A 14,064-nucleotide genomic window follows, 5' to 3' on the forward strand; every position below is an offset into this window, starting at 1 on the left:
TTTAAATTGGTCCGATTATCTATTAGAATAAGGGACAGTTTAGGTTATTAGCTATATTGAAATGAAATACATCTAGTTATAAACGATCTATTTGATTTACTATGGACACTGGCAGCGAATGCTTTATTTTTTAGGTTGTACAACTGTTACTTTAAATAAATCACCGTCAATTGTTATCTTCATTGAACCTCCATGAAGTTCAACAATGGATTGCGCAATTGCCAGGCCTAAACCGGAACCTTCCGTATGTCTTGAAGCATCAGCTCGCTTAAAGCGCTCATAAAGTTCTTCAACATCTTCACTAATTTCATATTTAGAAATATTTTTTATCGTTAATTCTGTATAGGTAGCTTCATCTTGTAGTGTGGCAAATATTCGCGTACCTTCTAGCGAATATTTAATTGCGTTACCAATTAAATTATCAATTACACGCCAATATTTTTGACCATCGATATTCGCCATAACTGCATGGTCTGGTATCGATATATGAACACGTAATAAGGCTTCTTCAATTTCACTTTCATGCTCCCCCATCGCTTGTTGCACTAATTGTGCCAAATCAACCTGTTGTTTTTGAAGTTCCACATTACCTGTAGTCATTTTAGATACTTCAAAAAGATCGTCGATTAAAGCGCGCAGTCTTTGCGATTTTTTATCTAATACAGCAACATATTCTTTTCTTTCTTTATCGCTTAAATCATCTTTTTTCAATAGTTCTGTATAGGTGATAATAGAAGTTAAAGGCGTTCTCAAATCATGACTAACATTTGTAATAAGCTCCGTTTTTAATCTTTCACTCTTATGTTGTTCCGAAACTGAGTGTTCGACACCACTGCGCATGTGATTTAAATTTTCTGCATGCTTTGCAAGAGCTGAATCGCCATTAATATGGATCACTTCTTTGCTTTGATTGTGTACCATTTGGTCTGTCATTTTTAAAATTTTTGTTAAATCCGCCAAGTTTTTAAAGAATATATAGGTAGTTGGCATGACAATAACGATGAACAGACACCAATAAAACAGAAAAACACCGAAATTATAACTATGACTTAGCATGATAAAGAAGCCAAATCCTGCTAAGAAAATAATAATAAGGTAGGCTACTACTTTTAAAAACAATGGCATATTAAGCATTAAATGGTTGACTAGTGAAACCATTTTTTTTGTTAACGAGCGTTGCCAAACTGTTGATATATCACGTAGATTATAATAGATTGATACGAGTAGATTCATACAGAATGTCAATAAAATCCATACACTCAACATTAAAAAGAACAAGTTCGTAATAATCTGTGTAGTAAAATCCGTGCGAATTTGTTCTAAAATAACTAGAGTACAGACAATTGTGGTAATCGCTAATACGATTAATACAATTAGTTGAATTTCAATCGGCGTTTTATAGATGCGATAGCATTTTCGTTTAAACCACAGTAGAAGTAAGCCGATAATCAATGCGATTACACTAGCCACCCATAAGCCGAACAGCATATTTTGCATCATCGTAAATTTATGAAATGAATTGACGGCAGAAAGTGTATTTTGTTCGTCCATCACTGCTTTTTTATTGATCGCAATCGTACCGCTATAGCCTTCATTAAAGAAAGGTGACTTCTCAGTAATATTGTTCATACTATAAAAGCTAGCTAAATCACTGATTATAAAAGCCGTTGTATCATTTTTTTTAAGTACTTTTTTGTCATTTAGACCATACTCTTTTTTGAATACCGTCTGCCGGTCAATTTCCCCTTTTTTAAATTGGTTACCTGTCGTATTATTTGTCAAATCATATGAAAAATAATTTGTATTCTCTTCGAAATTTTCAATTGTATTTGGTAATTCTCTATAAAACTTCTTCACACCTGCTTGCTTAAGTGCCAATACTTTTGCTGTCACATATTTTTTATCTGTAAAATTACGCGTAATTTTATCCATTTTACTGTCTCTTTCTTCTATGAGCACCTTATACATTTTTTTAAAGTCTGAATTTTTTGCTTCTTCTATTTTATCTTGATATTGATAATTAATCGAACTAATCTGTTCTTCCATCGAACCGTATTTTTCTCTATATTCTTTTATATCTGTTGCAGTAACAGTTAGTCGTTTTAATGCCTCTTTTTCGCTAGGGATATCTAAAATATAGAGACCTAGCTTAGCAATAAAATCGTCTACTTCATTCGTTAATTCTTCTGATTCTTCGTATTTTGTCGTTAAATAGTCTTCTTGGAAAAACAAAAATGTTATACTTCCCAATACAACGATCGTGGCACATAGTGAAATAATATATTTCAAAACTTTATCCATTTTAAACGGCTCCTAGCATTTTCAGTTTGGCAAAAATCACGGTAAAGCTACAATCATATTGAATCCATACAGCTTGCATACAATATATAATACTAATCATTCCAAGGACCAAGGCAATAAGCGACCATACTGTTCGATTAAGATTTATCGATTTTATAGCCAACTCCCCACACCACCTTCACGTATTTTGGATTTTTAGGATTCACTTCTATTTTTTCGCGTATTTTACGAATATGTACGGCAACAATATTGTCTGCATTATAGGCTGTTTCTCTCCACACTCTTTCATAAATTTCGTCGATTGAAAAAACCCGTCCGACATTCTCCATCAATAACTGCGTAATTTTAAATTCAATCGGCGTTAATTTAACTTCATCGCCTTCAACAGTCACTTGCTTCGAGTGACTATTTAAGCGCAAACCATCAACAACGATATCGCTATTTTCTTTTTGTTGCTCTGTCTGTCCAGCAAAATTGCCAAAAGTCATATAACGGCGTAGTTGTGACTTTACGCGAGCTAATAATTCTAATGGATGAAATGGTTTACTAATATAATCATCTGCCCCAACAGATAACCCTAAAATCTTATCTGTTTCTTCCACTTTTGCACTAAGCATAATGATAGGAATATTATGTTCTTCACGTATTTTAAAAGTAGCACCGATTCCATCTAAGTTTGGCATCATCACATCTAAAATTATGAGGTGAATTTGTTTTTTTGAAATAATAGTAATGGCTTCTTGACCATCCGATGCTTTCACAACTGAATACCCCTCATTTTTCAAATAGATTTCTATACCATCTCGAATTGCTTGATCATCATCCACTACTAAAATTGTGTACTCCATTTTTACCCTCCTATTAATTAGCTTATTTTAACTATACCGATTAATTATTAAGACTACCTTAGCATATTAATGAAGATTTCCTTAAGAAATTTCATTAACAAAGGCTCGAGTACGCTATTTTGAACACTACAAAACCCGTATAATTTTCAAAATCATCACACGGGTTTCTCATTTTTTCAGATTTCAGTTCGTTCTATTTCTAGAGGAGATGTTTTTTTCAATGTCACGATAAGAATACTACCTAATAGTAATATAACGCCAAACCATGCTTGTGGTGACATATACTCTCCGACTAAAAAAACACCCAAAATGGCGGCGGTTAATGGTTCACCTAATGATAATGTCACAGCAGACGAAGAATCCATGAAGCGCAACCCACTAAAAAATAGGCAATGCTCGTGCCAAAAACAGCCATACTCATTAAAGGAAACCAATTGGCTGTTTTTGTCGACCAAGCTATTCCTTCATAAAATGAAATAGGGACTAACAAGAGGCCTCCGATCGTGAAAATCACTGCCACTGCTGGTAGCGACGCCTCTTTATATAATAATATTTTACTAACATTTGTATAAGCTGCAAAGGTGGTTCCAGCATATAAAGCCAGTATGACTCCTCGCTGATCCATCCGTGTATCACCTTGATCTACAAATAATAAACTACAACCAATAATAGCTATACAATAATACCAGCAAAAATTGGTGAACTTCCAATGGTCACGACCGTTCCAACTACAACACCTGCCAATTGAATAGATGTGAAAAACAATGGTTGAAATAATGCCATACAAATAGCAGCATATATACTAAGTTTCCATGACTATTTTTTAAGTTGTATTTTACGTAAACTTAGTACCACTATGAGTAGTAAACCACCACCCAATAGGGAGCGTAACATGGCAATAGACAGCGAACCTGCCTCTACGCTTAAATACGTTTTTGTCGTTCCTACTGTGCCCCATAAAATAGCAGCTAATAGGACGAAAATATAGGGTACCATCTTCATACTAAAGCATACCTCATCTTCTTTTTTACCAACTATGCCCATTTCATGTTCGTTGTAGCAAGTTGAATTTTCGATTATACTAAAAAAAAGGAGGCGTAAATATGTATAAAACAATCGAAGAAACCGCAATTGCTATCAATATGCCTCAGTCTCAAGTTATGCGTTATGTTATTGAAGGGCGTATTCACTCCGTACATGATGGTGAACAATTTTTAATTAATAGTCAACAGTTCGACACATACTTCGAACAACTCGAACAAATTAAACATGAAATAGATATTTGGAAAAATACACCCATTCCTGAGGATATCGATATTAAAGACGAAGACTAACGATACATCATATGAATATGCTAGATAGCTCTAGGTATTCATCGTTTTCATTTATAGATTATTTTTTCGATTTATTTGGCGTGGCATATTCTTCATGTATAATAGAAGGTATTCAGTTTATTTTTTAAGAAATAAACTATTGGAGGGCTTTACATGAATATTACATCAATTGAAATTTGCAATAAAGAAACCGAAGAATTAATCGCTACTGAAGGTGCTGCTTTTTTAACTGAAAAAGTATCCCGCTTAAAAGAAAAAAACGAAGAATTTATCTACATTGAATCAGCAGAATATGAGGCTCATAAAATTGACGCCATCGTCTTTGAATATGATGAAATGTTTAATGTTTACAGCGCCTTATTTGGCTTAAGACTCAAAAAAATGTATAGTGCCGCGATGCAAAATTTTTTCAAAGAAAATCTAACAGATCTTCTTGGTTCTTCAAGTGCTATATTCGAAGCGAATGAAGGTATTTGGGAAATTAATATTGCATTAAATGCAATCAAAGGCTTTACAGGTGAAGAAACGATTGAAGAAGCAAATGCTTTGATTGTAGATTTTGTAGACCAATTAGTAGCAGCCATTACAGCCGAATAATAAAATAAAAAAAACGTGGGAATCGTAACAATTTCCACGTTTTTTTATATGCAGTCATGTAAAAAAATTTCAAACCGTAACGAGTGCACTTTTTTTCACGAGCATATCAGCGTAATCTTCTATCATGACAGATGCCGTTGGGTACATACCAGCCCCTGGTCCTACTAGCGTAAGCGTGCCGATAAAATTCGTGTCCAATGCGACCGCGTTGTTGACGCCATCAATTGCATATAAAGGATGCTCTTGACCAATTAGTTCTGGTCCCACTTTCGCACGAATCACACCTGTTTCGTCAATCGCTACCTCTGCTATATGGCGATAGCGTTTCCCTATAGCATCTGCTTCTTTCACCTGTTGCAGTGTAATTTCAGAAATGCCAACTACTTCAACATCTGACCACCGCGGCTGCTTACCAAAAGCCAATGCACTTAAAATCATCAATTTATTGAATGGGTCATGCCCAGAAACATCATCAAATGGGTTTGCTTCCGCATAGCCTAAGTCTTGCGCGGCTTTTAACGCTTTTTCAAACGACATACCTTCCGTACGCATCTGCGTCAAAATGTAGTTGGATGTACCATTTAAAATACCCTGAATATGTTGGACGTCATTGACACGTAAAATATTTTCCATCGTCTTAATGACTGGTACACCGCCTGCAGTCGTCGCTTCATAACCAACTCGCACATTATATTTAGCTGCTTTTTGTTGTAACGTTAAGCCAAACTTAGCGAACATTACTTTATTGGCAGTAACAATATTGATACCTTTTTCAATAGCTTGATCTAAATAAGAGTATGCTGGTTCATCCCCGACAATCGCCTCAAAAACTACATCCAAGCCACCGACCGCCAAAACATCTTCCATATTGTCTGTTAATAGAGCTGCGTCAATTTTATCGCGTTGCTTAGAGCAATTACGCACTAAAATTTTAGCTACTTCAATATCTACGCCTAAAGTTGTTTTAAAATGTTCACGCTTGTCTTTCAAAATATTGTAAATACCTTGTCCTACTGTACCAAATCCCAGGATTGCCACTTTAACTACTGTCATTTTGCTCGCCTCCATTTGATCATTCTTTCTCTTTCTTATTCGTTCATCTATTTAACAACTTAAAGAAGATTTTAGCTCATATGATAGGCAATTTCAAGGAAAATCTTCCTTAGAAGGACAAATGTTTTTTTCAGAAGGTCATTTCGTGACAAAAAGAGACTGATCCAGGCTATGTTTTTTTGAATTCATCGACAATTATTGCTGTGAAAAATCCTGAATAGAGGATTTTCATAGCGCTTATATGTCCTGTATACAAAAGTCACATAACTAGAACAGTCCCATCATGTTGATCTTGCGATTAAACAGAAATCGCAATCTTCGCAAAGGCAGTTTCAAGCGCTGCAATAAGATCATCGCTATTCTCAAGACCAATCGATAAACGAATTAATTCTTCTGGTACACCCGATGTAATTAATTCTTCTGCGCTCAATTGTTGATGTGTAGTAGATGCTGGATGAATAATGAGTGAACGGGCATCCCCTACATTGGCAACATGTGAAAATAATTCGATTTCATCAATCAATTCACGTCCTGCATCACGCCCACCGACAATACCAAATGTTAGTACAGAACCTGCACCTTTCGTTAAATATTTTTCTACAAGATGGGCATTTTCACTGTCTTCAAAACCATTGTAATTTACCCATGCCACTTGTTGATGATTTCTTAAATAGTCAGCAATTTTTTTAGCATTTTCATTGTGACGTTCCACACGTAGATTAATCGTCTCCAACCCTTGGATGAAGTTGAATGCTGCATCAGGACTTAGAGTTGGACCAAAATCACGTAATAATTGAACCCGTAAACGTGTAGCAAATGCTGCTGATGCCGTATCTATTCCGTAACGAATACCGTGATATGAAGCATCCGGCTCTGTATAATCTGGGAACTTCCCACGCGTCCAGTCAAATTTCCCGGCATCCACTACGATACCACCAATTGTCGTACCATGACCGCCAATCCATTTCGTCGCCGAATGGATGACGATATCTGCACCAAAATCGATTGGATTGCAGCCTACAGGAGAAGCAAATGTGTTGTCGATTATCAGTGGAATTTCATGTTTATGCGCAATAGCTGCCAATTTTTCAATATCGATAATCGTCAAACTAGGGTTGCCGATTGTTTCTGCATAGATGGCTTTTGTATTTTTTTGAATAGCTGTCTCAAAGGCTTCTATATTTTTCTCATCTATAAATGTAGTTGTAATTCCATAACGAGGCAATGTATTGGCAAATAAATTGTATGTTCCACCATATAAGCTAGCTGCTGCAACGATATGATCGCCTGCTCTCGCACTATTCAAAATTGAAAATGAAATGGCTGCCATACCTGAAGAAAGTGCTACAGCTGCCGCACCACCCTCCAGTAATGCTACTCGTTTTTCAAAAATATCTACAGTTGGATTCATAATACGTGAATAAATATTCCCCGGCTCTTCTAAAGCAAATAATTTACGCGCATGTTCTGAATCATTAAATTGATAGGCAGTTGTACGGTAAATCGGTACTGCAATTGCTCCTGTTACTGGATCCGGCGTTTGACCACCATGTACTGCTACTGTTTCTTTTTTGAATTCTGTCATTTGAAATTCCTCCTAATTATTTATAAATGATGGCAATCGGACATTTAGGAGAAGGTCTTTTATGATAAAATAAAAAACCCTTCTTCTTTGTAAGAAGAGGGTTGTATATGTATAGTCCTCCCCTTATCTGTCAGATCCGATAAAAAATCTGTAGGATTTAGCACCATGTATAAAAACATACTGGTTGCTGGGCATCGTAGGGCCTATCCCTCCGCCACTCTTGATAAAGGTAATTATTCGATTATGTTGTTCCATCAATTGTTTCTTAGTATAAGATAGCTTGTTCAAAACGTCAACCGTTTTCTGAAAATTTAATTTTTTATATCAATTTACAATTACCGCAGACATTTTATCATTTCCTTCTCGAATCATGATAAACTTATGTCAAAATGAACAATAGATTGAGGAGGATTTTCTTGTTTAAAAATCCAATCGTCATCATCCTACTGTTATTTATCATTGGTAGTGGTGCATATACTGCGATTACAGATGGCTTTGTCCAAATGTTAAAACTATTTTTCTACTTTTTTATCGGTGGACTTGTTGTTTTACTAATCGAATTTGTGAAGCGTCAGCTCACTAATAAAAAAAGAAACAAATAAATGTACAACAAGGTTCCGGAATAATAACTATTTCGGAACCTTGTTGTACATTTATTTTGATTTTTCTGTTAAATAGCTCTCTTATTCCTTTAATTCCTACTAGTAACCAATTAATGTTTTTTCTTCTTTTAAAAGAGGAACTATTACTCTAGAAGGAGATGAATAAATTGACAAAAGCTGATAAAAAAGAAGAAACAAAAAACAAAGTACTATTTAAAAGTATCGCAATTGCTATCGCATTTTTAGCTCTTATAATTATTACTTTTTTACCGAATGACGGCAGTGTACCTGTTGCTGGTCAACGAGCACTCGCTATTTTAGCATTTGCCGTCGTACTATGGGTTACTGAAGCTGTTTCTTATCCAATTAGCTCCGCAATGATTATCGGTATTATTGCTATATCTATCGGAACAGCACCAATGATTGACGATCCTTCAAAAATATACGGCTCTACTGAGGCACTGAAAATGGGGCTTGATGGCTTTTCAAACTCTGCTGTTGCTTTAGTGGCAGCTGCATTATTTTTAGCAGCTGCCATGCAAGCAACAAATCTTCATAAACGCCTAGCGCTTTGGGTATTATCTATGGTTGGAACGAATACAAAAAGCATCGTTTTTGGTGCTATTATCGTATCAATTGTTCTCGCATTTTTTGTCCCAAGTGCTACAGCTCGTGCTGGCACCGTCGTGCCGATATTACTCGGTATGGTTGCCGCCTTTGGTCTTCAAAAAAATAGTAAATTAGCCGCTTTACTCATTATTACTGCTGTACAATCCGTTTCAATATGGAATATAGGTATCAAAACAGCTGCTGCTCAAAATATGGTTGCATTGAGCTTTATCAATAAAGAATTCAATATTGATGTTACCTGGCTACAATGGTTTACCTACGCAGCACCGTTCTCTGTTATTATGTCGATTATTTTATTTTTTGTAATGATTAACTTGATTAAACCAGAAACAAATCGTATTGATGGTGGAAAAGAGCTCATCAAAAAACAGTTGCATGAACTTGGAAAGCTAAGTGCAGCTGAAATACGCCTCATTATCGTTGCAATATTATTACTATTCTTCTGGTCTACTGAAGGAATCGTTCATCCGCTAGATACAACGACTGTAACAATTATTGCTATTGCCATTTTACTAACGCCAAAAATTGGTGTATTCACTTCATGGGGAGAAGCTGAAAAAGCCATACCATGGGGAACAATCATTGTCTTTGCTGTCGGCATTGCACTCGGAACGTTGTTGCTCGATACGCAAGGCGCTCAATGGTTATCAACAACCGTTTTTGGTAGTCTTGGTTTGGATACGATGCCTCTACTCGCTACAATCGCACTCGTATCAGCTTTTAACATTATTATTCACCTGGGATTTGCGAGCGCGACAAGTTTATCATCCGCGCTTATTCCTATATTTATCGCTTTAACGACAACATTAAACCTTGGCGATCAAACGATTGGTTTCGTCATTATCCAACAATTTGTCATCAGTTTTGGTTTCTTGCTGCCGATTAGCGCACCTCAAAATATGCTTGCTTACGGTACTGGGGCATTCACAGTCAAAGATTTCCTAAAGTCTGGTATTCCTTTGACAATTGCCGCTTACTTACTCGTACTATTATTCAGTGCAACCTATTGGAAATGGCTGGGCTTACTATAAAAAACGGCTCTTTTCAACTTATTTCAAGTTGCTGATGAGCCATTTTCCACTGCATTTATAAATAGCTTTGTCTATGCATAGTAAGTGATAATCAGCTATAGTAATAGTATCTTATTACTTAGTTAGGAGCTGGATGAAATGAATGAAGTGAAAGCCTTACAAAGAAATCACACATCAGTACGAAAATATACGGGGGAAGAAATTCCAAAAGAAGTAGTGTATGATCTCGTACAAACAGCACAAATGGCTGCTACATCACATTTTGTACAAGCATATAGTGTCATTTATGTAACCGATGAAGAAAAAAAAATGAAACTTGGTGAATTAACAAAAAATGATTTCCAATTCAAAACAGCCGGGGCTTCTTTTTTATTTTGTGTTGACTTCAAACGTCTACAACTAGCTGCAAAAAAACACGCAATTGATATCGTTGCAGACTCTGCAGAAAATCTATTAGTTGGCGTCGCAGATGTTAGCTTATTTGCACAAAATTTTGTCATTGCAGCAGAATCAGAGGGCTATGGCATTTGCTATATTGGGGGCGCTCGTAATAACCCAACCGAAATTAGTGAATTATTCGATTTACCAGACTATGTTTTTCCAATGTTCGCTATGACGATTGGTACACCTACCAAAGTCAATGATACAAAACCACGTCTACCTGTTGAAGCAATCATCCATGAAAATGGTTATGATGAAGCGAAGTATGAGCAATTATTAACGCAATACGATGAGTTATTAGGAAATTATTATCTAAATCGTAATGCCAATCAAAAAGTCTCTAGTTGGACAAAACAAATGGCCGACTATTTAGTAGAACAAAAGCGACCATTTATCAAAGATTATCTTGCAAAACAAGGATTTACTTGGAAATAATTCTACTAGCCTCTAAACAAAATTAAAAATGGTTGAGCCGGGTACAGAACAAAAATAGTATGTCTCCCATACGAATCATCACATCAATTGAACGCGCAGAAAACGACTCCTGCGGGAATAACATGAGCTGAAACCCCCACAAGAAAGCAGTGACGAGGCGTTTGAAGTCATGTCCGCGGAAAGCGTTTTTCGAAGCAGAAATTGATTGAAATAAATAATCCCGTATGATTTCGAAAAATCATACGGGATTTTCTCTGTTGAAAATACGTTTGTCTCAGACTCTTTTTGATTCTGATGCAAATGCTTGCAGAAAATATAAAAAGTATCAATTTCAACTTTAAAAACAGCGACAGCTAATGCAGTTTCATAAATTAGCCTTGTACACGAAAGCTACTCTCCAAGAAAATCACTTCTTATGTTCCTCTTTTGATTTACTTCAAGGTTTCTCTTGATTTTCTCTAACGCTACCTCGATTTGTTTTAAAGGTAATACTTAATTCAATTTGGCGTAGTGTTCGTTCCAGCTCTGCTAATTCTTTATAGGCTTCATTCAAAGAAATTTCCTTAAAATGAATTTTATCTGCAGGCTTCATTTGACCGAACTTATATAAATCAGCTGTACAAATTTGTGCTACTCGAGGATAACCACCTGTCGTTTGTCTATCTGCTAACAACACAATTGGCAGCCCATTATTTGAGATTTGGACAGTACCATTAGCAATCGCTTCTGACACCATTTCGCTATCGCTTATTTTCTCTAATGACTGACCCTCTAACCGATAACCCATACGATCTGACGATGAAGCAATTGTATATTGTTGCAAAGTGAATTTCTGCTGACTCTCTTCATTAAACCAATCATATTCAGGCCCTTTTATAAAACGAATCATAAAAGTTGAACGATTTTTTTTATAAAAATCTGGTCTTACATGCCAAGAGGTTCCATTAAATGCACCAATCGTGTCCGTTGCCAATTGCTGTGTCATAGCAAGACGTTGCGATGTCACTTGACCTATTTCAATCCGATCATCTACTTGTAATGCTCTTCCCTTAAATCCACCAACCTTTGCACGTAAATACGTACTATGACTACCAAGAAAATCTTCTAAACTAAAACCACCACTGACAGCTAGATAGCTACGTAAACCTGTAATTGCCCCTTTAAATTTAAGAATACTTCCGGCTTTTATAAATACTGGTCGCCACTGTGGAACGGGTATATGATCAATTACTGGATGCAAATCGCCACCAGTAATTGCAATTAACATATCCTTGTCAGCTCTAAGAATCGTACCACGCATTGTTATTTCTAGACAAGCACTACTACGCGTATTTCCTACGATTATATTTGCTATTTTTAAAGCATATGAATCCATTGCACCACTAACGATGATACCGAGATTTTGATGACCGATTCGTCCCTCATCTTGAAAACTAGCCAGTGTTCCGCCCTTAACGCATGTGATCGACATTGGCTAATCCTCCTTTAATAGTGTTAAATTCTTCTACTGATATAGCTTTAAAACGCAGCCATACGCCACCTTTAAGTAAGGTTGGTTCTTTGTGTTCCGGTCGGAATAAGTCAATTGGTGTGCGACCAATTATTTGCCAACCACCAGGTGTTTCAATTGGATAAACACCTGTTTGAGAGCCGGCAATCCCTACGGAACCCGCTTCAATTTTCAAACGTGGTGCTTGTTTACGTGGCGTTGCAATTTCTGGATTTAGGCCACCTAAAAATGGAAACCCAGGAGCAAAACCAAGCATATATACTAAATATTCTGCTTCGCCATGCTTTTTAATCACTTCTTCCACCGTCATGTGATGATAATCCGCAACATATTGTAAATCAGGGCCGTACTCGCCACCATAACATACTGGAAGATCGATGATTGTTTTTTCTAAAACTAGTTCATTTACTTCCTGTGTGAGTAGCGGTTCTATTTGTTGACGAACCCAGTCATAAGGATTGATATCGATAATTGTATGTTGCTCTGCGATTTTCCTCATAATCGTAATAGCATCAAATTCGATTGTTACACTAGCGAATGAAGGAATCATTTCTTTATGGAAATTTATTTTTGCATCATGAAAAAGTTTTATAAATATTTGAATCCGATGATACGTCGTTAAATCAATATCTTTTCCGAACTCGATACGTATTGCTGAATCGCCTACTGGAGATATTCGTGCGTATTCATTTAAAATCATGTCATCACCCCTGATTACCGAATTTCGGAATTTTAATTCTGAATATAGGAATAAGTATAATTTCCACAGCCTATTTTCGCAATAATTATTTCAAAAAAATCGCACAATTCAATCTATACAGCGTTTTCATTTTGTGTTATTATTCGAAATACGAGTTCCTTATTACGGAATGAGTGAACTGAAAAACGGTACTGTTAATCATTTCCAATACATAAAGGAGGAATTTCATGTTTAAAGTTGATTTGAATTGCGATTTAGGTGAAAGTTTTGGTGCACATAAAATGGGCAATGATGCAGAAATTTTAGATTTCGTATCATCAGCCAATATTGCTTGTGGTTTTCACGCTGGCGATCCAACTGTTATGAAAGATACTGTCGAGCTCGCTTTGGCGAAAAACGTCAAAATTGGTGCTCACCCAGGAATGCCTGATTTGGCAGGTTTTGGTCGTAGAAATATAGCGATTTCACCGCAGGAGGCTTTCAATATTGTCGTTTATCAAATCGGCGCTCTAAATGGCTTTACAACAGCACTTGGAGGTAAACTTGAACATGTTAAACCACATGGTGCACTTTATAATATGGCTGCTAAGGATCCGTTGCTCGCAACAGCCATCGCTGAAGCTGTTTATGCCATCAATCCTGAGTTAGTATTGTATGGTCTATCAGGAAGCGCCTTAATTAGCGCAGGTGAAAAAATCGGACTCACCACAGCGAGCGAAGTTTTTTCTGACCGTACTTATCAAGAGAATGGTTCGTTGACAGCTCGTTCACAGTCTGATGCATTAATTACAGATGATCGTCTTGCTGTATCACAAGTAATGACGATGATTAAAAGTGGTTTTGTACAAACACAACAACAAACGAAATACTCTATATTAGCAGATACAGTTTGTATCCATGGGGATGGCCTACATGCACTTAAATTTGCTCAATATATCAATCAGACATTAACAGAAAACAGCATTTCTATAGTGCCTTTCCGTTAGGACAAAGGGGG

13 protein-coding genes, 1 pseudogene and 1 riboswitch are annotated in these 14,064 nt (G+C 36.3%); of the genes and pseudogenes, 6 read left to right on the forward strand and 8 right to left on the reverse strand.

Going from position 1 to position 14,064, the window contains the following annotated elements; translation table 11 throughout:
* Positions 1–123: 123 nt before the first annotated feature.
* From DEX24_RS02155 to DEX24_RS17440, 4 genes and pseudogenes are all read right to left on the reverse strand, one after another.
* Positions 124–2,301, reverse strand: a complete 2,178-nt coding sequence (locus tag DEX24_RS02155) for a sensor histidine kinase (RefSeq protein ID WP_246131345.1) — start codon at positions 2,299–2,301, stop codon at positions 124–126.
* A 137-nt stretch (positions 2,302–2,438) separates the two neighbouring features.
* Complete coding sequence (locus DEX24_RS02160) at positions 2,439–3,149, reverse strand: response regulator transcription factor (RefSeq protein ID WP_109304760.1); 711 nt, start codon at positions 3,147–3,149, stop codon at positions 2,439–2,441.
* Positions 3,150–3,325: 176 nt separating this feature from the next.
* Positions 3,326–3,774: pseudogene (locus tag DEX24_RS17805) on the reverse strand (DMT family transporter).
* Between the two features lie 191 nt (positions 3,775–3,965).
* Complete coding sequence (locus DEX24_RS17440; protein WP_246131348.1) at positions 3,966–4,151, reverse strand: EamA family transporter; 186 nt, start codon at positions 4,149–4,151, stop codon at positions 3,966–3,968.
* A 101-nt stretch (positions 4,152–4,252) separates the two neighbouring features.
* Between DEX24_RS17440 and DEX24_RS02170 the strand changes: the two genes are divergently transcribed.
* Both DEX24_RS02170 and DEX24_RS02175 read left to right on the forward strand, forming a co-directional pair.
* Positions 4,253–4,483, forward strand: a complete 231-nt coding sequence (locus DEX24_RS02170; RefSeq protein ID WP_109304761.1) for a MerR family transcriptional regulator — start codon at positions 4,253–4,255, stop codon at positions 4,481–4,483.
* A gap of 153 nt (positions 4,484–4,636) precedes the next feature.
* Entirely contained in the window at positions 4,637–5,080 is a 444-nt protein-coding gene (locus tag DEX24_RS02175; protein WP_109304762.1) for a hypothetical protein, read from the forward strand.
* A 69-nt stretch (positions 5,081–5,149) separates the two neighbouring features.
* Here the strand turns inward: DEX24_RS02175 and DEX24_RS02180 are convergent, their stop codons facing one another.
* Both DEX24_RS02180 and DEX24_RS02185 read right to left on the reverse strand, forming a co-directional pair.
* Entirely contained in the window at positions 5,150–6,133 is a 984-nt protein-coding gene (locus tag DEX24_RS02180; protein ID WP_109304763.1) for a homoserine dehydrogenase, read from the reverse strand.
* A 298-nt stretch (positions 6,134–6,431) separates the two neighbouring features.
* Positions 6,432–7,718, reverse strand: a complete 1,287-nt coding sequence (locus DEX24_RS02185; RefSeq protein WP_109304764.1) for an O-acetylhomoserine aminocarboxypropyltransferase/cysteine synthase family protein — start codon at positions 7,716–7,718, stop codon at positions 6,432–6,434.
* Between the two features lie 120 nt (positions 7,719–7,838).
* Positions 7,839–7,948: riboswitch (SAM riboswitch) on the reverse strand.
* 186 nt (positions 7,949–8,134) lie between these two features.
* Here DEX24_RS02185 and DEX24_RS02190 point away from each other — a divergent pair.
* The 3 genes from DEX24_RS02190 (at position 8,135) to DEX24_RS02200 (ending at position 10,857) form a co-directional block, all read left to right on the forward strand.
* Entirely contained in the window at positions 8,135–8,320 is a 186-nt protein-coding gene (locus DEX24_RS02190) for a hypothetical protein (protein WP_109304765.1), read from the forward strand.
* A gap of 158 nt (positions 8,321–8,478) precedes the next feature.
* Entirely contained in the window at positions 8,479–9,981 is a 1,503-nt protein-coding gene (locus tag DEX24_RS02195) for an SLC13 family permease (RefSeq protein ID WP_109304766.1), read from the forward strand.
* 138 nt (positions 9,982–10,119) lie between these two features.
* Entirely contained in the window at positions 10,120–10,857 is a 738-nt protein-coding gene (locus DEX24_RS02200) for an NADPH-dependent oxidoreductase (protein ID WP_109304767.1), read from the forward strand.
* Between the two features lie 436 nt (positions 10,858–11,293).
* Here DEX24_RS02200 and DEX24_RS02205 read toward each other — a convergent pair whose 3' ends face one another.
* Positions 11,294–12,328, reverse strand: a complete 1,035-nt coding sequence (locus DEX24_RS02205; RefSeq protein ID WP_109304768.1) for a 5-oxoprolinase subunit C family protein — start codon at positions 12,326–12,328, stop codon at positions 11,294–11,296.
* On the reverse strand, positions 12,309–13,067 hold the full coding sequence (gene pxpB, locus DEX24_RS02210; protein WP_109304769.1) for a 5-oxoprolinase subunit PxpB: 759 nt from the start codon (positions 13,065–13,067) through the stop codon (positions 12,309–12,311). Before pxpB ends, DEX24_RS02205 begins: the two co-directional genes overlap by 20 nt.
* 227 nt (positions 13,068–13,294) lie before the next feature.
* Between pxpB and DEX24_RS02215 the strand changes: the two genes are divergently transcribed.
* The gene (locus tag DEX24_RS02215) at positions 13,295–14,053 is read left to right on the forward strand and encodes a 5-oxoprolinase subunit PxpA (RefSeq protein ID WP_109304770.1); all 759 of its coding nucleotides are present in this window, start codon (positions 13,295–13,297) and stop codon (positions 14,051–14,053) included.
* The last annotated feature ends 11 nt before the right edge of the window (positions 14,054–14,064 follow it).

The organism is Kurthia sibirica, assembly GCF_003143975.1.
Classification (GTDB): Bacteria; Bacillota; Bacilli; order Bacillales_A; family Planococcaceae; genus Kurthia; species Kurthia sibirica.

Excerpts from the sequence above, each read along its gene's own strand:
- DEX24_RS02175 (WP_109304762.1), top strand. The coding sequence starts at position 4,637 with ATGAATATTACATCAATTGAAATTTGCAATAAAGAAACCGAAGAATTA.
- DEX24_RS02205 (WP_109304768.1), bottom strand. The coding sequence starts at position 12,328 with ATGTCGATCACATGCGTTAAGGGCGGAACACTGGCTAGTTTTCAAGAT.
- DEX24_RS02160 (WP_109304760.1), bottom strand. The coding sequence starts at position 3,149 with ATGGAGTACACAATTTTAGTAGTGGATGATGATCAAGCAATTCGAGAT.
- DEX24_RS02195 (WP_109304766.1), top strand. The coding sequence starts at position 8,479 with ATGAATAAATTGACAAAAGCTGATAAAAAAGAAGAAACAAAAAACAAA.
- DEX24_RS02185 (WP_109304764.1), bottom strand. The coding sequence starts at position 7,718 with ATGACAGAATTCAAAAAAGAAACAGTAGCAGTACATGGTGGTCAAACG.
- DEX24_RS02215 (WP_109304770.1), top strand. The coding sequence starts at position 13,295 with ATGTTTAAAGTTGATTTGAATTGCGATTTAGGTGAAAGTTTTGGTGCA.
- DEX24_RS02170 (WP_109304761.1), top strand. The coding sequence starts at position 4,253 with ATGTATAAAACAATCGAAGAAACCGCAATTGCTATCAATATGCCTCAG.
- DEX24_RS17440 (WP_246131348.1), bottom strand. The coding sequence starts at position 4,151 with ATGAAGATGGTACCCTATATTTTCGTCCTATTAGCTGCTATTTTATGG.
- pxpB (WP_109304769.1), bottom strand. The coding sequence starts at position 13,067 with ATGATTTTAAATGAATACGCACGAATATCTCCAGTAGGCGATTCAGCA.
- DEX24_RS02155 (WP_246131345.1), bottom strand. The coding sequence starts at position 2,301 with ATGGATAAAGTTTTGAAATATATTATTTCACTATGTGCCACGATCGTT.
- DEX24_RS02200 (WP_109304767.1), top strand. The coding sequence starts at position 10,120 with ATGAATGAAGTGAAAGCCTTACAAAGAAATCACACATCAGTACGAAAA.
- DEX24_RS02180 (WP_109304763.1), bottom strand. The coding sequence starts at position 6,133 with ATGACAGTAGTTAAAGTGGCAATCCTGGGATTTGGTACAGTAGGACAA.